This window comes from Maricaulis sp., assembly GCF_030149515.1.
Lineage (GTDB): Bacteria > Pseudomonadota > Alphaproteobacteria > Caulobacterales > Maricaulaceae > Maricaulis.
In genome coordinates this window covers 1-18604 of record NZ_JASBRI010000024.1, presented here as the reverse complement: position 1 = coordinate 18604, position 18604 = coordinate 1, and the positions used below count along the sequence as shown (strand labels likewise).

The window sequence follows — 18604 nt, the reverse complement described above, 5'->3', positions numbered from 1 at the left end:
GACGTGAAGCTAGGCTCTCCCGAACAGGGGAGGCTGATATGCGACACCATCTCTTCGCGCTGGCCGGCGCACTTTGTCTGAGCGTGCCCGGCTGGGCCCAGATACCGGACGAGATGCGCTCGGCGTTGAGCGGCGGCGATGCCGCCGGGCTGGTACGGGTTCTCGATGCCGGCGCCGATCCCAATGCCCGCGAGACCGACGGGCTGGAAGCAACCGCGCTGATGTATGCCGCATCCAATCCGGATCCGGCCCTGGTCGAAATCCTTGTTGCGGCCGGCGCCGATCCGGACACGCACGACGCCATGGGCGATCCCGCCGTGAACTGGGCCGCGTACTACGGTCATGCCGCCGTGATCGCGGCGCTTTTGGAGGCCGGCGCGTCAACGGGGGACACCGGGCACGGAACGCCGGTCGAAATCGTCATGCGCCGGGGCCATCAGGCGGCGCTGGCGATCCTGCTCGATGCGGCCGGCGGGCCGGTCTGGCGCAGCCGGGCCGAAGCGATGCTGGAAGCGGCGGCGATTACCGGCGATATCGCGGAAATGGACCGGATCCTGCCGCATGTCCGGATTGCGCAGCTTCGCGACTGGGCTGGCCGGCCTGTGCTGCAGGCGCCGGCGCGGGCCGGCCGGGCCGGTGCGATCGACCGGTTGATCGCCGCCGGTGCTGACGTCGATGCCGTCGACGCGATCGGCTTCACGGCCCTGTTCGAAGCCGCGCGCGAGGGACATCGCGACGCGGTAGAAGCGCTCGTGGCGCAGGGGGCCGACATCAATCGCCGTGCGGGTACCAACGGAATGGCCCTCACACCGCTGCATATGGCGGCGATCGGCGGGCATGCCGATCTTGTGCGCTGGATGGTCGAGGCGGGCGCCGACGCGGATACGGCCGGCGTGACAGGCGCGACCCCGCTTTTCTGGGCTGCCTTCGAACGCCGGCACGGCGCCGTGCTGGCATTGCTGGACGCGGGCGCCGACCCCGGCATCGTTCCGGACAATACGCCCGATTTGGCGGCAATAGCCGAAATGATGGGCTGGACCGACGTGACCGAACGTCTGGAACAGCCCAGGTTGGCGGACCAGTGAACTAGGCCGCGAACCGCCAGATATCCATCGCCAGGGCGCTCCGGCTCCAGGACTGGTGCAGCAGTTCCGCTGACCTGCCGCCGGCGGCCGCCATGGCGATCAGCAACGGGCGGAAATGCTCAGGCGTGGGGTGGTTGAAGGCGGCCAGCGGTGCCGTCTCCCAGCCGGCCAGTTCGGCCGGATTGGCGGTCGCGATAAGCGGTGTGACCCAGTCCCTGAATGCCTTTGCCCCGGGATGCGCCGGTGCGTCTTCCGGGGCCGCCAAGGCGGTGCCCAGGGCATGGGTCAGAGACCCGGAGCCGATGATCTGCACGCCTTCGCGCGTCAGCGGGGCCAGGGCGCGGCCAAGGGCGATGGCTCCGGCGTCGCTGTCGGGCAAGCTGACCTGGATGACCGGCAGATCGCCCTCGGGCCGGATCAGGGCCATGGGAATCCAGGCGCCGTGATCGCGCCCGCGCCGGCTATCGGAAACGGCCTCGATCCCTGCAGCCTTCAGCAAGCCGCCCACCCGTTCGGCCAACGCCGGAGCGCCGGGTGCCGTGTAGGTCGCGGCTTCGAGATCAGGGCCAAAGCCGCGGAAATCGTGGATCGTATCGGGTTGCGCTGCGGTCTGCACGCGCACGGGGCCGGCCTCCCAATGGGCCGACACGACCAGCACGGCGCGAGTCTCCTCGGGCAATTCCAGCTGCTTCAGCGCGTTGTGCGCAGGCGAGGATATGGTGAGCAGATCCGGCGCCCCGTGGGACAGGAAAAGCGGGGCAAGGGGCATGGCAATCTCCCTGACTGACAAGACCCCATCTTGGAGTTTCGCCCAAATTGAATAAGTATGCCAAAAGGCGGGTTTCTATTTCTCGTGAGGAATAAATGGACCGGATCGATGCCCTGCGCCTGTTCTGTTCGGTGGCCGAGCTGGGCAGTTTCACCAAGGCGGCCGAACGCGAGGCCATGACGCCCGGGGCGGCGTCGAAACAGATCACGGCCCTGGAGCAGCGCCTGCAGGCGCGCCTGTTCGATCGAACTACGCGCTCTGTCCGGTTGACCGATGCCGGTACGGCCCTTCTTGAACGGGTCCGGCCCTGGCTCGACGAGTACGATGCACTGGAAGAGGGGGTGGCCGATACACGCTCCGATCCGGCCGGACTGTTGCGCGTGACGGCGCCGGTCGATTTCGGAGCGCGGCGGCTGATGCCGGTCGTTGCCGACTTCATGAATCAATGGCCGAAGATCGAGGTGCGCCTGTCGCTGGCCGACCGCATGGTCGATCTCGTCAATGAAGGCATCGATGTCGGCGTGCGGATCGGCAATCTGCCCGACAGCGCGCTGATCGCCCGGCGGTTGGCGCCGGCTTGTCTCGTGACCGTGGCCTCGCCCGACTATATCGCCCGCCATGGCGCGCCGAGGCATCCGGACGATCTGGCCCGGCACGACGTCATCGTCGATCGCAACAAGCCGGCCCCGCAGATCCTGAAATTCGAACGCGACGGTGAGGAGGCCGAGGTCCGGGTCAGCGGCCGCCTGACCCTGAACGGCGCCGTTGCCGCGGTGTCGGCCGCGGCGTCTGGGCTGGGCATTGCCTGTTCGCCGCGCTGGGCTGCACAGGTCGCGCTGGACGACGGCTGCGTGACGGAAGTGATGCCGGACTGGGCGCCCGAGCACCGCTTCCTCTGGGCTGTCTTCCCCTCCAACCGCTACATGACCCATCGCGTGCGGGCCTTTGTCGACTATCTCGCAGAGCGGTTCGACGGCGCCGTCTAGCGTCCGCCGCCGTGCCGGCACTCATCCTTCATTCATGTGTTAGACTGTTTGATGGCAACGGGACGACACCTCTGGGGGCAGTACATGATCCGGACCCTTCTACTCGCATTGGGCAGCGCGAGCCTTGCGGCCTGCGCGACCACCGACAGCATGACGGCCGGGGGTGGCGGAATGGCCATGGCGGCATTCGATCATGCCCGCTCCGGCGGGGCCCGGGTCGTGACGGGCTATGGCTATGAATTGTCCAGTCATGACGGCTGGTCCGGGCGTATGGCTTACGAGCAGGAGGGCAACGAGGCGCGCGTGTCGATGCGCCTGCGCATGGACGGGGGCGAGGCTGATATCGTCACGCTCGCCATTGCCATGCCCTACCTGGACGGCGGCGTGCGCCGGTTCTACGGCGAGACGGAGGAAGGCATGCGGGTTGCGGTCGAACTCCAGGCCGGTCCGTGCGAGGCCGCCCCGGGTAATGGCCATACCTATTTCGCCGCGGTGGTCGTCGGCAGCAGGACCCTGACCGGCTGCGGCCGCGAAGTGGCGCAGGACGACCGCTGGTCGAACTACCTTATGGACTATCTGCCGGCTATCGACACCTGCCTGGCCGAATTCCGCAACCAGTCCGCCCATGTCTCCGCCGCCTACACGATGAGGGGCGGGCATACCGGTGTACGCATCGTCGACGAGGACATGCAGACCTGGGAATGCGCGACGCGCGAGGCGGGCGAGGCAGTCAATTCCCTGCGCCCGCTCGATGCGGCCGACGCCATCTATGGCGAGGGGGATCCGATTTTCGTGCGCGGCACCTTCCCGGACTTCGGCGAGGGCTGTTATGTCTATGAGTCGGTTCGCCATGCCGACGGTACGCTGATCGGGGCCTTTGGCTACGATGCCTGCAATGCGGCCACGGTCTCGGCGCGCGAACCCGGGGTGGGGTGAAAAGTCCGCCCCGCCTTGACGCGAACGGCTCAGAGGCCTTGTCCATGCGTGCGCTATTGCTTGCCTTTTCGCTGACCCTGGCCAGTTTGGCCGCCGCGCCAGCCATGGCGGAGTTGCGCGATGTGGCTGCGGCTTCGGACGGCGAGACCGGCCGAATCTGGCTCATCTTCGACGGTCAGCCGCGGGCTGTGACAGCTGTTGCGACGGCAGATGGCCTGCGCCTGGACATTGCGGGCGTCAGCGCCAGCCAGCGGACCGTTACGCCCTATGATCGCGGCTTGGTCGAGACCGTTCGTATCGTGCCGGCCGGCGAGGGCGTGCGCATCGAGCTGGACGGCCGCACGGGCTGGGAGGGCGCGCGTGCCGAGCTGGTGCCGGGTGGCGTCCTGGTCACGCTGGGCCTGCCGCATGCGGCAATGCGGGCCGAAGCGGATGCGCCGGCAAGCCCGCCGCCCGCGCCCCTGCCTGTTCGGCCGGCCACAGACGAGAGCCGCGAAGCTGGCGGTCCGGCCGGGCGCACCGGGCCGGGCCGTCGTCCGTTGGCGGCGGACAGCGATCCGCCCTCCTCCGATGGGGTATCGGCGGCCCCGGCCCCGGTTCAGACTGCGGCAGCAGCGGCCGCACCGGACCGGACCGGCATGGCGTCCGGCTCGCCGGACGCGGCCGGCCCGCCGCCCGCGGGCTGCGCCGGCGAGGCCGCTGCGGTGGAGGCCAGTCCCTGGGACGACGAATTGCTGCACGATCACGCGGCCTGCCTGGCCGTGGCGGGCGATCTCGACCGGGCAGCGGCGATCTATGAACAGATGCTGGCCTTTGCGCCGGAGAATTTCCGCGCCCTGATCGCGCTGGCCGAATTGCGGGCCGAGCAGGGCGATGACGCGGCGGCGCGCGAACTCTACGATCAGGCGGCCTCGCATGCGATCAGCGATGCCGAGGCGACCCGCGCGCGGGCCCGCTTGCGCGCGCTGCAGGACGGGAACTAGGCGCAATTGGCGAGTATTGGGTCCATGGAACCACAAGAACCGGCCGGCCGTGTCCTCATTGTTGCGGGGTCGGACAGTGGCGGCGGTGCCGGCATCCAGGCCGACATCAAGGCGGTGTCCGCCATGGGCGGCTATGCCGCTACCGCGATCACCGCGATCACCGTGCAGAACACGCTGGGTGTCAGCGCCATTCACCCCGTGCCCGATGCGATCGTGGAAGGCCAGATGCGCGCCGTCCTGGACGATATCGGCGCCGATACGGTGAAGACGGGCATGCTGGGCACGGCCGGGGTTGTCGGCCTGGTCGCGGGTGTGCTGGAAAGCCTGGACACGCCGCTGCCGCTGGTCCTCGATCCGGTCATGGTGGCCACGTCGGGCGACCGGCTGGTCGATGACGGGACCGAGGCTGCGATCCGGGAACGCCTTGTGCCACTGGCCGCGCTTGTGACGCCCAATATTCCCGAGGCCGCGCGCCTGACCGGCATGCCTGTGGAGGATATCCAGGGCCAGATCGCGGCGGCGGAGAAACTCATGGCGATGGGCGCCCGGGCGGCGCTGGTGAAGGGCGGGCATCTTAAGGGCAATGCCGTCGCCGACGTGCTGGTCTCGACCCGCGGCATGGAAATCATGGAACGCCCGCGTATCGGCACCAAACACACACATGGTACCGGCTGCACCCTGGCCTCGGCCATCGCGGCGCGGCTGGCCCGGGGCGAGGCCCTGCCCGAAGCCGTGCGCAAGGCCGGCGACTATCTGCACGAAGCCATTGCCCGCGCTCCGGGATATGGCCAGGGCAAAGGTCCGGTCGATCACATGTGGGTGCTGCGGCCCTAGCGCGGCGGCGGGGCGGGGGCCTTGCCGCGGGCCAGCCAGACGCCGGCCAGGATCACTGCCAGCGCGGTGAATACGTTCCAGCCCAGGGTTTCCCCGATGACGACGCCGGTGATCATCGCGGCGATCGGGGTGAGATAATTGGCGATGGCGAGGAAGTTCGGTCCGGCCGTGCGCGCGACCTGCATCAGCACGACCGAGGCCGCAGCCGTTGGCCCCACGGCCAGCCAGATCACCGCCATCCAGGCCGTCGGGGCGACATTCTCCGCGGCGCGGGCGAGATCGATCACACCCAGCGGCAGCGCGAAGACGGCCCCGCAGATCAGCATGCCCGCCCCGGAGACCGACGGTGATGTCGGCGGCAGCATGCGCGCCATCACCGCATTGATGCCATAGCAGACGGCGGCAGCCACCACGCCCAGCTGGGCCCAGACATCGGCCCCGCCCAGATCGCTCAGCGCGGCCGGCCCGAGCAGCAGGACAACGCCGGAAAAGCCGACAATCACGCCGGCCGAGCGCCGCCAGGTCAGATGCTCGCCGGGCACGACGACATGCGCCAGCAGCACGGTCGCCAGCGGCATGGTGGCAACCAGGATGCCGGCCAGCGCGCTGTCGATATGTTGCTGGCCCCAGCTGACCAGGAAGAAGGGCAGGGTATTGCCGAAGAAGCCGAGGCCGGCGAACCACAGCCAGCGGCTGTCCGTGAGCGGCGGCAGGCGGTGACCGCGCATATGGGCCCAGGCGATCAGGCAGATCGCCGCGCCGGCGATACGCACAAGGATCAGCGCGGCGGGCGGCAGCGTGCCGACGCCGTGCTTGATGAAGGCGAAGGCCGATCCCCACAATACAGTGAGCAGGACAAGCGCCGCCCAGTCGCGGAGGGTGGGGATGTGTCTCACTCCGCCCTCCCTGCGGCGCACCGTCGTTGCCGGCCGCGCTCGCCAGCGTCCGCGATGGGGGGCGTGACGGAGCAGGGCCTCACAACACCGCCCTCAACCCGTCCGCGAAGGCGGCGATGTCGGCATCGTCGTTGAACAGGTGCGGCGTCACGCGCAGCCGGTCTCCGCGCTGGGATACATTGATGCCGCGGGCTGCCAGGCGGGTCACGAGATCCTTCGGTGCGCCGCCGGGCAGGGCCAGCATGAGATAATGGCCGGCGCGGTCCGGCGTGTCGTCGGCAAGGCCCAGGGGGGCAACGGCCCGGGTGATGGCCTGCGTGCGTTGCGCCAGCGTGGCGGCGATCTCCTCCACGCCCCAGTCCAGGATCTGCGCCAGGCTTTCACTTGCGGCCGGCACGAGCTGGAAGGCGGAACGCTCGCCCATGTCGAAGCGTTTGGCGCCGGGGGCATAGCCGTCTGCATAATCGACCAGGCGGGCGAAATCCTCGGCCTTTTCGCGCACGATCCAGTTTTCCTCCAGCGCCTCGCCCGTTTGATGGTGCGGGGCGGCATAGAGAAAGCCGAGCGTGTAGGGGCCAAGCAGCCATTTATATCCCGCCGCGACAGCGAAATCGGGCTGGATGGCCGCCATGTCGAAGGGCAGGGCGCCCAGTGACTGGGTAAGATCCAGCACCAGGGCTGCGCCCTGGCGCCGCGCCGCCTCGCTGATTGCCGGCAGGTCGAGGGCGCCGCCATCGGCCCAGTGGACCTGCGGGCAGGCGACGATCGACGTGGCCGGTCCGATCGCGCCCAGCACCGCCTCGCTCCAGCTCTGGTTCGCCGATCGGCTCACCGTGCGTATACGAGCGCCATATTGCCCGGCCAGCTCGCGCCAGACATAGAGGTTGGAGGGAAACTGCGCCTCCAGAACCAGGATTTCCGTGCGCCTCTGCGGGGCCAGGTTACGTGCCGCGGTGGCCAGGCCGTAGGAGGCCGCCGGCACGAGTGCGATATCGGCCGGGCTGGAGCCGAACAGACGGGCCGCCCGGGCCCGCACGGCTTCGGGGGCGTCGAAAAAGTCACCCTGTATGTCATAGCGCCAGGGCTGGCCCTTGAGGGCATAGCTTTCCGCACCGGCCGCGATGGCAGCCTTGGGCATGGGACCCATATAGGCGGTGTTGAGATAGACGCGCTCGCGCGGGATATCGAACAGGTCGCGTTGGGACGGGATCATGGCCAAGCCTCTTGCCCCGGCAGACGGAGGGCGTCAACGTGCCAGCCGTCACGACCAGCCTGCTTTTGACGCCGCCTTTCGGGAGAGACACGTGGCCGAAACGACGACCGCTCCAACGACGAACAACCCCAAACCTGTCCTGCGCCCGGCCGATCCGCGCTTTTCCTGCGGGCCGGTGAAGAAGCATCCCGGCTGGACCTGGGATGCGCTGGCGGATGCACCCCTGTCGCGCACGCACCGCGCCGGCTCTGCGGTGCAGCGCGTCAAGGAATCGCTGGAGCGGACACATGCCCTGCTCGAGCTTCCCGCGGACTATCGGGTCGCCCTGATGCCGGGTTCCGACACCGGTGCCATGGAAGCCGCGATGTGGTCGCTGCTGGGGCAGCGCGGCACCGACGTGTTTTCCTGGGACGTGTTCGGCAATCGCTGGACGCTGGATGCGCGCGACGAACTGAAACTGCAGGATTTGCGGGTCTTCCAGACCCCCGCGGGCGAATTGCCGGATCTGTCAGAATACGACGGCAAGCGCGACGCCGTCTTCACGCTGAACGGTACGGCCGCCGGTGTCATCATTCCCGACTATGACTGGATCGACGCCGGCCGCGAGGGTCTGACCCTGTGCGATGCGACCTCGGCGGCCTTCGCCGTCGATATCGACTGGTCGAAGATCGACGTACTCACCTTCTCCTGGCAGAAATGCCTGGGCGGCGAGGCCCAGCACGGCATCCTCATCATGAGCCCGCGCGCCATCGAACGTCTCGACAGCTACAGGCCCGGCTGGCCGATCCCCGGCCTTCTGCAACTGCACAAGGACGGCAAGGCCAATCTGGGCCTCTATGAGGGCTCCACCATCAACACGCCGTCCCTGATGGCGGTCGAGGATTATGTCGCTGCCCTGAAATGGGCGTCGCGCATTGGCGGCCTGCCGGAACTCGTCCGGCGCCGCGAGGCCAATTTCGAGGCGCTGGATGCCTGGGTGCGGAAGAGCGGCTGGCTGACCTATCTGTGTGCCGACGAGCGGGCCCGCTCGCCGATCTCCGTCACGCTGAAATTCACCGATCCGAAGGTCCAGGCGATGGATGTGGAGGCGCAATGGGCCCTGACCAAACGCATCACCACGCTGCTCGAGCGCGAGAATGCCGCGCTGGACGTGAACATGCACCGCGCGTCCGTGCCCGGTATCCGCGTGTGGTGCGGGCCCACGATCGAGCGTGACGATTTGGCCGCACTCGGGCCCTGGCTGGACTGGGCCTATCGCGAAGCGCTGGACGCGGCCTGATCGGCGGGCTATCGCTCTGGCACAACCGAAACAGCCCGGCCCGTTGCCGGGAGAGGGGGACATGATGATGCGTTTGGGACTGGCCGTTGCAGCGGCTGTACTGGCCGCCGCGCCGGCGCTGGCGGATGATGATCGCGGTCTGGAATTCCGTCTCGGTGCGACCGCGCACGACCTGTCGGACCATGTCGAGGACGGCCCCAACATCACCGCCGACCTGCTTCTGCCATCGCCGGAGTTTCTCGACGTCATCTGGTCGCCCCGGCCCTATTTCTACGGCTCGTTCAACACCAACGGGCTGACCAATTTCGGCGGTACGGGCCTGGCCTGGAACTGGGAGTTCGCCGATGGCCTCAATTTCGAATTCCGCACCGGCCTGACCTATAATGACGGCGTGGAGGATATCGACCCGAATTCTGCGCCGGACGATCCCACCCGCATCCGCTTGGCCACCACACGGTCGCTGATGGGTAACGAGATCCTGTTCCACAACGCGTTCGGTCTGGACATGGATGTCAGCGATCACTGGTCGGTCGGCGTCTATTACGAGCACATCTCGCATGGCCAGATTCTCGCGTCCGGCCGCAACCAGGCGCTGGACAATGCCGGCGTGCGCATCGGCTACCGCTGGGGACGCTAGGACCTTATCCGGCCCGCGCCGCTTGCGCCTCTGCCGCTCGCGGATCCTCGTCCTCGCGGACATAGATGCCCACGAACCAGTCGGACCAGGCGCCCTCGGCGTCCTGTTGCTCGAAATGCTGGCGCACCGTGCCGTCTTCCCGGAGCGTCCAGGTGCCGCGGAAGGGCGCGCGATTGCCATTGCCGGGGTAGTGAATCTCGCCCTCAAGCACCATGACGCCATCGGCATCGAGCCCCCCGGTATAGTCGATAAAAGCCCCGCGGCTGACCCAGACCTGACGCCAGGCGCCGGCCAGCGGGTCGTGGAAATTCATGCTCTGGCCGGTCGAGCCGCTGGCGCCCGTCCAGTTTTCCGTGATCAGGCAGCCGCCCTCGACTTTCTCGATCACATTATGGCCCTGATAGGGTCCGCCATCCGGCGCATAGACGTTCCAGCGCCCGACCCAGAAGTCGAAATCGTCATGGATGTCCTCCACGCACCCCGGCGGCGGTGCCGGCTGGGCCGGTGCCAGGGATGCGGTGAGGCCGGCAATCCCTGCGGCCAGGGCGATCGCAACGGGTTTCATGTCTCCCCCTCCCGAATGACTGTCCTGCCAAGCTGGCACGCGGCGGAAGGGGCCACAAGCGCGCCGAAGGGCGTTCGTCGCGCCGGCAGTGCGCCCTGTCGTACATCTCGGCGGCGTCAGCTGCCGGAGGCGCTGCATGACCGAAGTGTCATCATCCGATCATTGCCACACAGGCATCCGGTGTGCAGGACAGGACGGGAGGCTGGCATGACGAAGCGGCAAAGACGGGTTTTCGAAGGTAACGGCCTGGCGGTGCAGCTGACCTATTACGGTCCGGCGACGCAAATGGCGCCGCACAGCCATGACTATCACCAGGTGTCGTTTCTGCTGGCCGGCGCCATCGCAGAACGCCATGGCGGCCGCGAGCGCGTGGCCGATCAGCCGAGCGTCGGCGTCAAGCCGGCGGGGCTCGATCACGGCAATGGCTATGGCCGCGACGGTGCGCTGATACTGGCCGTCAATCTCGATCCCGGAAGGGCGGAGGCGTCCGCTTTCGGCGGCGACTGGGACTGGTCGCCCGGCAGCGCCGGCGTGTCGCCCGTCCCGCTGATCGCGCTGATCCGCGACGGCGGGCGCGACGCCGAAGCCGCGGTCTGGGACCTGCTTGCCCTGTCGCAACGCCGGCATCGGAATCACGGCCCGGTTCCCGGCTGGCTGGACAGGGTCCGCGACCGGCTCGGCGACCCGGATGACGACGCCGGCATCGCCGAGATGGCCCGCGAAGCAGACATTCACCGGGTCCATCTTTCACGATGTTTTACCGGCCATTTTTCCATTCCGCCCAGCCTCTATCGCGTGCGCTGCCGCGTCGCCCGGGCGATGGGTGCGATCGCCCGCGGGGCCAGCCTGTCGGCGGCCGCCGCCGAGGCGGGCTTTGCCGATCAGGCCCATCTCTCCCGCCAGATAAAGCGGGAGACCGGGTATACGCCGTCGCGCTTTCGCGATCTCCTCGCCGCTGCCTGAGCCGTGTTACAAGCATTCAAGACCGCTGACCGGGCATGAGCTAGCGCTATGGGCGGTATCGCAATCGCCAGGAGTTGCCCGATGATTCCCCATTTCCCGATCGCTGCTGCATGCGCGCTCGCCTGTTCCACCGCCGTGCCGGCCGAGACGCCGCAGGGGGCGGCCGAGCGGCTGGACGCCTTTCTCGACCGCTTCGGCGGTATCGAGCCGGGCTATGCCGTGGTCGTGGTCACCGCGGACGACGTGGTGATGAACCGGATCGAAGGCGTGCGCCACGCCGGGACCGGGGCGCCGCTGACGGCGGACACGCCGATCTACATCGCCTCCCAGACGAAGGCCTATATGGGCCTTCTGGCGGCCTATCTGGATGCCCGGGGCGTGCTCTTGCTGGAATCGACCATTGCCGATCACTGGCCGGATATCGAATTTCCCGAAGGCGTCGATCCTGCGCAATGGACGTTGCGCGATCTTCTGACCCATCAGGTTCCGGTCTCGGTCGACGAGCTGGTGACACTGGAAGCCTATGTCACACGCGTCGATCCGGCCGACTATCCGGCCCTGATTGCGCGCTATGGCGAGGCACGCGAGCCCGGCTACGACTATGACAATCTGGGCTACAATATCTACGGCGCCATTCTGGAAACAGTGACCGGGCGGACCTGGCAGAACTGGCTGGACGAGGTGGTTTTCGATCCGCTGGGGCTTGCCCGCACATCGGCCCGCACGTCCGACTTCGCAGCCGACGAACTCGCCTGGTACCACACCTGGCTGGGCGAGGAGGACGGCTGGTACATCATTCCGCCCAAGACCGACGGCATGATGCAATCGGCCGGCGGTATCGTGACCTCGACCGGCGATATGGCCACATGGCTGCAGCTGCAGCTGCGCGGCGAGGGACCGGCCGGCAGCGGCCTGGGCGCGGATATCGTGTCCGCCGCGCAGACCGCCTATGTCGAAACGCACATGGAGGACGGCCGCAACGCGTATGAACTGCCCTGCACGGGCTATTCGCTGGGCTGGAATGTGTGCGATTTCGACGGCCACACGCTGATGATCCATGGCGGCGGCTATACCGGTGCGCGCACGGTGATGGCCTATTCGCCGGATCTGGGTGTGGGGATCGCCGCCTTCTCCAACTCGGACAATCAGACCGGCTGGCTGTCGGGCCGGACCGTGGTGATGTATCTGCAATACCTCACCGAACACGAGGATGCCGAACGCTGGACCGAGCGCCGCATCGAACACTATCCCGAACGCATCGCCCGTTTGCTGGACTACCGGCGCAGCGGGGACGGCGAGACCCGCGCCGAGGCGCGCTGGGAAGGCTGGGCCTGGCAGCCCTCCGCGGACGAGCTCGGAGAGTATGTCGGCCGCTACAGCCGCGGCGACGGGTATCACACGATCGACATAGCCCTGCGCGACGCGCAATTGCTGGGTTTTCAGGGAGATCGGCGGGTCACGCTGGAAGCGGCGCGGCCGGACCTGTTCGGCCTGGAAACAGGACCGCTCTACGGGATCGAGGCCGTCCGGTTCGGGCGGGACGGCAGCGGCACCATCGTGCAGCTTGACTGGGAGGGGGCGATCTACCGGCGGGTCGACTAGATCCGCCCGCTGATCCCTCTCTTGTGAGCAGCCGCGATCCGGTTTAAGCCTGCGGCCCGTTCGGTCCGGCCGTTCCTTTCATCTGACGACTGACTTCCGCGGCCCCGCATCGGGGCGGCGAATGCGGTCGGACGGCCGGCGTTTCAACGGGAGTCTTTCAATGGCCAACGTCACCGTCGTGGGTGCCCAGTGGGGCGATGAAGGCAAGGGCAAGCTGGTCGACTGGCTGTCGCACAGGGCCGATGTGGTGGCGCGCTTCCAGGGCGGCCACAATGCGGGCCACACCCTGGTTGTCGGCGACAAGACCTACAAGCTCTCCCTGCTGCCCTCCGGCGTGGTGCGCGGCAAGCTGTCGGTGATCGGCAATGGCGTCGTTGTCGACCCCTGGGCCTTCGTCGCCGAGGTCGACCGTATAGCCGAACAGGGCGTGGCCATCACCCCCGACGTGGTGAAGATTTCCGAGACCGCCGCGCTTATCCTGCCGATCCACCGCGAACTCGACGCCCTGCGCGAAAACCGCGACGACGGCGAAGCCATCGGCACCACCCGGCGCGGTATCGGCCCGGCCTATGAGGACAAGGTGGGCCGCCGTGCCGTGCGCGTCGTCGACCTGGCCGACGAAAAGGCCCTGCGTTCGCGCGTTGCGGAAATCCTGCATCATCACAACGCCCTGCGCCGCGGCATGGGGCATGAGGAATATCCTGCCGACAAGCTGGTTGACGAACTCCTCGGGATCGCGCCGAAAATCCTGCCCTATGCGGCTCCGGTCTGGCGCGTGCTGAAAGAGGCGAATGACAACGACCGGAAAATCCTGTTCGAGGGCGCCCAGGGCGCGCTCCTGGACGTGGATCACGGCACCTATCCCTTCGTCACCTCCTCCAACACCGTCTCCGGCCAGGCCTCGGCCGGTACCGGCGTGGGGCCGGGCGATGTGGGTTATGTCCTGGGCATCGCCCAGGCCTACATGACCCGTGTCGGTTCGGGCCCTTTCCCGACCGAACTCTTCGATGCCGACGGACAGATGCTGGGCGAGCGCGGCCATGAGTTCGGCGTCGTCACCGGGCGCAAGCGCCGCTGCGGCTGGTTCGACGCCGTCATCACCCGCCAGACCCTGCAGGTCGGCGGCGTGAATGGCGTGGCCCTGACCAAGCTGGACGTGCTGGACGGGTTCAAGACGATCAAGGTCTGTGTCGCCTACGAGCTGGACGGACAGCGCCTCGACCACCTGCCCGCCGGCAAGGAGGCCCAGGCGCGGGTGACGCCGGTCTATGAAGAGCTGGAAGGCTGGCAGGGTTCGACCGCCGGCGCGCGCTCCTGGGCCGACCTGCCCGCCGAGGCGGTGAAATACGTTCGCCGCCTGGAAGAACTGATCGAATGCCCGATCGCCCTGGTCTCCACCTCGCCCGAGCGCGAGGACGTGATCCTGATGCAGGATCCGTTCAGGGGATAGCCTCCACGCTCAATCTCCACTTTTCCCGGAAGCGCGGCAGCGCTATCCGGGACCAACGGGAGACACCGTGCTGGAACTAGGTCCGGTTGGTCCCGGCTCTGCGCCCGGCCCAAGGCCGGGCTCCGGCCGGGAAAAATGGAAAGGTGGGAGTGAGTAAGAGCGCAGCCTAAACCGCCGCCGCGCGCGCCGTCCGCCGCGGCTGCAGCCGCGCCTTCCAGGCCAGCGCCGGCTTCTCCACCGTTTCGCGCAGCACCCAGCCGGCGAGGATGGCGGCGGGCGCCATGATCAGGGCGAGCTCGGTCGTGTTGAGGCCGGGCAGCAGCGCGAAGGCCACGAGGCCGATGGGCCAGTGCAGGATGTAGAGGCCGTAGGAGATGTCTTCCACATTGCGCACGGCGTGGCCGATCCGGCCGCGGATATGCGCATGGCCGAGCCAGAGACAGGCCGAGGCCAGGAAGATGTCGAGCACCATCCAGCCGATGACCAGATTGTGGGCGGCCAGCGCCGCCACGCCCGCCAGGGCGATGAAGGCCGGGGTGATGCGCACATGATCGCGCGCGGCGAAGAAGAAGGCGCCGATCATGAAGGCCGGGCCGAAACGCGCCAGGGTGGTGATCGTGGCCTCGCCGGGACCGCTGTAGCCGAAGGTGAGAACCAGCGCGCCCGCCAGGCAGGTCAGCCCGGCCCAGAGGACCACAAGCCATTTGTCCCGGTAGAGACCCAGAACGGTCAGGATGCCGACGCCCAGATAGGCCATCAGCTCGTAGCGGATCGTCCAGAGCGGGCCGTTGGCGCTGTGGCCGACCGGGGAGTTTTCGAACGTGCCCGGCAGGCCGGCCAGCGGGTCGATCTGGCCGATCATCACCAGCGGGAAGGTCCAGGTCTCCGCGCTCGTCCAGTATTCCGCCTGGGACAGCGAGGTGAAGAAGGGGTAGACCGCAAACACGATCAGAACGGCGGCGATCAGGCCCGGGAAGATGCGGAAAAAGCGCGAGGCCGTGTAGCGCGAGATGTCCGTCGTCTTCATCGCGCTGGCGGTGATCATGTAGCCGGACAGGATGAAGAAGCCGTCCAGGGCGCACTGGACCACGAAGTCCACTGTGAGCCCCCAGGCGCCGACATAGGGTTTGCCCATCGGGATGACGATGGCGTGGCCGTAGAGCACCATCAGCGCGAAGACGATGCGCATGGCGGTGAAATTGTTGGACTTGTCTTCCAGACGGCCCATCCCGTCGCGAAACCAGAAACCGGTGCGGGTCATGACGGTGTCTCCCTCTCCAGGGGGCGACGGAGCAAGGATCGTGCGCGGCGCGGCTGGCGGAGAATTATGTAAATGAAACATTAAGTTCGGCCCGTGCGGATCGCCGCCGCCCCGCCCCAGCCCGTGGCATTCCGGGACCCGCTGCCCCGTTCCGGCACGGTTTTCCGGCCGTCCTTGCGTTCAGGAGGCGTGCCTCTAGACTGCCGCGCCTGTCGCTGGAGGGGAGATCATCATGTCGGCGCGTCGTTTCGGAGTATCCACACTGGTCCTCGCATTCGCCCTGGCGGCCTGTTCGGGCCCGGAGGACGGGACTCCGGCCGATACCGCCCCGGAGGCACCGGCCGCGGCGTCCGGAACGGCCGCGCCGGAAGCCCCGCGCGAGCCCGACAATCCGGTCCGCTCCGCCGAGCAGATCCATGCCGATACGCTGACCCTGGATACCCATGTCGATATCGGCGCCGGCTACGGCACGCCAGCGCTGGATCCGGGCCAGCACACCCATGCCCAGGTCGATCTGCCGAAAATGGTCGAGGGCGGGCTCGATGCGGCCTTTTTCATCGTCTATGTGCGCCAGGGCGAGCTGAGCGAGGAGGGCTATGCCGCCGCCCGCGAGGCCGCCGAGGAGAAGTATCGCGGCATCGCCCGCATGCTGGAGGCCTATCCAGACCGCATCGCGCTCGCCACCACCGCCGGCGAGGTCGAGGAGATCGCCGCCTCGGGACGCCTGGTGGCGCTGATCGGCATGGAGAATGCCTATCCGCTGGGGCCCGGCATCGAGGATGTGGCCATGTGGGCGGAACGCGGGGTGCGTTATGCCTCGATCACCCATTTCGGAAACAACCAGTTCGGCGGATCGTCCAATCCCGATATCGAGGCCGGCGAGCCGGAAGAGGATCCGGGCCTGTCCGGTCTCGGCCGCGACCTGGTCGCCGCGCTCAACGATCATGGCATTGTCGTCGATGTCTCCCATGTCGGAAAGCGCACCATGCTTGAAGCCATCGAGCTGTCCCGCGCACCGGTCATGGCCTCGCATTCCGGGGCCCGCGCCGTTTTCGACCACGCCCGCAATCTGGACGACGAACAATTGCGCGCCATCCGCGACAATGGCGGCGTTGCCCAGATGGTCGCCTTTCGCCGCTATGTCGGCGAGGTTCCCGAAGCGCTGACCATGGCCCGCCGGGCACTGGCCGCCGAGCTGGGCCTGGATACCGGCGAGGGCCGCAACGCGGCGAGCGAGGAGACGCTGGCCGCCTATCGCGAGGGCGTCGCGGCGCTGCGCGAACGGTATGGCGATGTCACCCTGTCGGACTTTGTCGACCATATCGATCACGCCGTCGAAGTGGCGGGCATCGAACATGTCGGCATCGCCTCGGATTTCGACGGCGGCGGCGGGGTCGGCGGCTGGGAGGATGCCAGCGAGACCCCGGCCGTGACCGGGGAACTCCTGCGCCGCGGCTATACGCCCGAGGAGATCGAAATGCTGTGGTCGGGCAATGTGCTGCGGGTCATGCGCGAGGCGGCCGCCGCGGCGCGCGAATAGGCGGGCCGGGCCGGGCGGCGGGCCCGGCTCCCCCGAACGGGGGAGGGTGGCGGCGCGGCTACCCGGCTAGAGAGGCGGGGCCATGAAAACCGCCTTCAAACTCGCCCTGCCGCTGCTGGTCCTGACCGGCGTGATCGCGCTGGCGGCACTGACGCTCTAGCGTCCGGCCCCGCTTGCCAAATCACACCATGGCGTCCATCCTCGCGCCAACAGTTCCAAGGGGTGTCCCGCCGGTGTTGCGGCGGGGCTGAGACGTCACCCTTAGGACCGGATCCGGGTCATGCCGGCGTCGGGATGGAGCGCTCTTTTCCCCGCCAGAAGCGGGGACCTCGAGGCCTGAACGCAACGCCGGCGCCCGCCACACGAAGGAAAGGCGCGCCGCCATGAACAAGCCCACCAGCCAGTCCGAATTCGAAACCCCGAAAGTCACCACCGGGCCGCTGCCGGGCTCGCGCCGGATCTATACCTCGCCGCAAGCCGCGCCTGCGCTGAAAGTGCCGCACCGCGAGATCGACCTGCATCCCACGGCCAACGAGCCGCCGGTGCGTGTCTACGACACCTCCGGACCCTATTCCGATCCCGATCATAAACTGGACGTCGAGCACGGCCTGCCGCGCCACCGTCTGGACTGGTACACCGACCGCCAGGTGGAGGCCTATGAGGGCCGTCCCCTCTCGCCGCTGGACAATGGCGGGGCGACCGGCAAATACCTCGCCCGCGAATTCCCGGCCCAGCACCGGCCGCTCAGGGGCAAGGCGGGCCAGCCGCTCACCCAGTACGAATTCGCCCGTGCCGGCATCATCACGCCGGAAATGGTCTATGTCGCCGAACGCGAGAATCTGGGCCGCAAGGCCGCCGTGGAGGGGGCCGCCGAACGCATCGCCGAGGGCGAGAGCTTCGGCGCCGCCATCCCCGAACACGTCACGCCGGACTTCGTGCGTGACGAGATCGCCCGCGGCCGCGCCATCATCCCGGCCAATATCAACCACCCCGAACTCGAGCCGATGATCATCGGCCGCAACTTCCTCACCAAGATCAACGCCAATATCGGCAATTCCGCCGTGGCCTCCTCGGTCGAGGAAGAGGTGGAGAAAATGGTCTGGGCGATCCGCTGGGGCGCCGACACGGTGATGGACCTGTCCACCGGCAAGAACATCCACAACACCCGCGAATGGATCCTGCGCAACTCGCCCGTCCCGATCGGCACCGTGCCGATCTACCAGGCGCTGGAGAAGGTGAACGGCATCGCCGAGGACCTCACCTGGGAGGTGTTCCGCGACACGCTGATCGAGCAGGCCGAGCAGGGCGTCGACTATTTCACCATCCATGCCGGCGTGCGCCTGGCCTATGTGCCGCTCACCGCCGACCGGGTCACCGGCATCGTCTCGCGCGGCGGGTCCATCATGGCGAAATGGTGCCTGGCCCATCACGAGGAGAGCTTCCTCTACACCCATTTCGAGGAGATCTGCGACATCATGCGCGCCTATGACGTCTCCTTCTCGCTGGGCGATGGCCTGCGTCCGGGCTCGATTGCTGACGCCAATGACCGCGCCCAGTTCGCCGAGCTGGAAACCCTGGGCGAGCTGACCAAGATCAACGCCAATA

General features: G+C 67.7%; 17 protein-coding genes and 1 riboswitch. Of the genes, 12 read left to right on the top strand and 5 right to left on the bottom strand.

Annotated features, from left to right (window positions below; genetic code table 11):
* The first annotated feature begins 38 nt into the window (after positions 1-38).
* A complete protein-coding gene (locus Q1U94_RS10855; protein ID WP_300544403.1) occupies positions 39-1085 on the top strand; it encodes an ankyrin repeat domain-containing protein in 1047 nt (348 codons plus the stop codon).
* A gap of 1 nt (position 1086) precedes the next feature.
* On the opposite strand, the gene Q1U94_RS10850 is transcribed toward Q1U94_RS10855, so the two are convergent.
* Positions 1087-1854: a class III extradiol ring-cleavage dioxygenase gene (locus Q1U94_RS10850; RefSeq protein ID WP_300544401.1), complete on the bottom strand. Its 768-nt coding sequence runs from the start codon at positions 1852-1854 to the stop codon at positions 1087-1089.
* Positions 1855-1949: 95 nt separating this feature from the next.
* Here Q1U94_RS10850 and Q1U94_RS10845 point away from each other — a divergent pair, with 95 nt between their 5' ends.
* The 4 genes from Q1U94_RS10845 to thiD all read left to right on the top strand — a co-directional run bounded on the left by Q1U94_RS10845 (position 1950) and on the right by thiD (position 5593).
* Positions 1950-2840 (top strand): LysR family transcriptional regulator, encoded by an 891-nt coding sequence (locus Q1U94_RS10845; protein WP_300544399.1) that lies wholly within the window; start codon positions 1950-1952, stop codon positions 2838-2840.
* 84 nt (positions 2841-2924) lie between these two features.
* Positions 2925-3776, top strand: coding sequence for a hypothetical protein (locus tag Q1U94_RS10840; RefSeq protein WP_300544396.1), 852 nt, complete (start codon positions 2925-2927; stop codon positions 3774-3776).
* A 44-nt stretch (positions 3777-3820) separates the two neighbouring features.
* A complete protein-coding gene (locus Q1U94_RS10835) occupies positions 3821-4759 on the top strand; it encodes a tetratricopeptide repeat protein (RefSeq protein ID WP_300544394.1) in 939 nt (312 codons plus the stop codon).
* A gap of 24 nt (positions 4760-4783) precedes the next feature.
* Positions 4784-5593 carry a bifunctional hydroxymethylpyrimidine kinase/phosphomethylpyrimidine kinase gene (gene thiD, locus Q1U94_RS10830; RefSeq protein WP_300544391.1) on the top strand — a complete coding sequence of 270 codons (810 nt, stop codon included), beginning with the start codon at positions 4784-4786 and terminating at the stop codon, positions 5591-5593.
* Here the strand turns inward: thiD and Q1U94_RS10825 are convergent.
* Positions 5590-6489, bottom strand: coding sequence for an EamA family transporter (locus Q1U94_RS10825; RefSeq protein WP_300544388.1), 900 nt, complete (start codon positions 6487-6489; stop codon positions 5590-5592). The two genes, thiD and Q1U94_RS10825, sit on opposite strands and share 4 nt — an antisense overlap.
* A gap of 79 nt (positions 6490-6568) precedes the next feature.
* Entirely contained in the window at positions 6569-7702 is a 1134-nt protein-coding gene (locus Q1U94_RS10820; RefSeq protein ID WP_300544386.1) for an aminotransferase class V-fold PLP-dependent enzyme, read from the bottom strand.
* A 91-nt stretch (positions 7703-7793) separates the two neighbouring features.
* Here Q1U94_RS10820 and Q1U94_RS10815 point away from each other — a divergent pair, with 91 nt between their 5' ends.
* Together Q1U94_RS10815 and Q1U94_RS10810 are read left to right on the top strand one after the other, a co-directional pair.
* The gene (locus tag Q1U94_RS10815; protein ID WP_300544384.1) at positions 7794-8981 is read left to right on the top strand and encodes a phosphoserine transaminase; all 1188 of its coding nucleotides are present in this window, start codon (positions 7794-7796) and stop codon (positions 8979-8981) included.
* 61 nt (positions 8982-9042) lie between these two features.
* Entirely contained in the window at positions 9043-9618 is a 576-nt protein-coding gene (locus Q1U94_RS10810) for an acyloxyacyl hydrolase (RefSeq protein WP_300544382.1), read from the top strand.
* A 4-nt stretch (positions 9619-9622) separates the two neighbouring features.
* On the opposite strand, the gene Q1U94_RS10805 is transcribed toward Q1U94_RS10810, so the two are convergent.
* Positions 9623-10183, bottom strand: a complete 561-nt coding sequence (locus Q1U94_RS10805; RefSeq protein WP_300544380.1) for a hypothetical protein — start codon at positions 10181-10183, stop codon at positions 9623-9625.
* A gap of 207 nt (positions 10184-10390) precedes the next feature.
* On the opposite strand from Q1U94_RS10805, the gene Q1U94_RS10800 reads away from it, so the two are divergent.
* The 3 genes from Q1U94_RS10800 to Q1U94_RS10790 all read left to right on the top strand — a co-directional run bounded on the left by Q1U94_RS10800 (position 10391) and on the right by Q1U94_RS10790 (position 14198).
* Positions 10391-11146: an AraC family transcriptional regulator gene (locus tag Q1U94_RS10800; protein WP_300544377.1), complete on the top strand. Its 756-nt coding sequence runs from the start codon at positions 10391-10393 to the stop codon at positions 11144-11146.
* Between the two features lie 81 nt (positions 11147-11227).
* The gene (locus Q1U94_RS10795; protein ID WP_300544374.1) at positions 11228-12748 is read left to right on the top strand and encodes a serine hydrolase domain-containing protein; all 1521 of its coding nucleotides are present in this window, start codon (positions 11228-11230) and stop codon (positions 12746-12748) included.
* A gap of 160 nt (positions 12749-12908) precedes the next feature.
* Entirely contained in the window at positions 12909-14198 is a 1290-nt protein-coding gene (locus Q1U94_RS10790) for an adenylosuccinate synthase (RefSeq protein ID WP_300544372.1), read from the top strand.
* A 166-nt stretch (positions 14199-14364) separates the two neighbouring features.
* On the opposite strand, the gene Q1U94_RS10785 is transcribed toward Q1U94_RS10790, so the two are convergent.
* Positions 14365-15459, bottom strand: a complete 1095-nt coding sequence (locus Q1U94_RS10785; RefSeq protein WP_300544370.1) for an acyltransferase — start codon at positions 15457-15459, stop codon at positions 14365-14367.
* 232 nt (positions 15460-15691) lie between these two features.
* Between Q1U94_RS10785 and Q1U94_RS10780 the strand changes: the two genes are divergently transcribed.
* On the top strand, positions 15692-16999 hold the full coding sequence (locus Q1U94_RS10780; RefSeq protein WP_300544367.1) for a dipeptidase: 1308 nt from the start codon (positions 15692-15694) through the stop codon (positions 16997-16999).
* A 208-nt stretch (positions 17000-17207) separates the two neighbouring features.
* Positions 17208-17311, top strand: a riboswitch (TPP riboswitch).
* A 71-nt stretch (positions 17312-17382) separates the two neighbouring features.
* Positions 17383-18604 (top strand): phosphomethylpyrimidine synthase ThiC (thiC, locus tag Q1U94_RS10775; RefSeq protein WP_300544365.1); only part of this gene is annotated, 1222 nt, incomplete at its 3' end.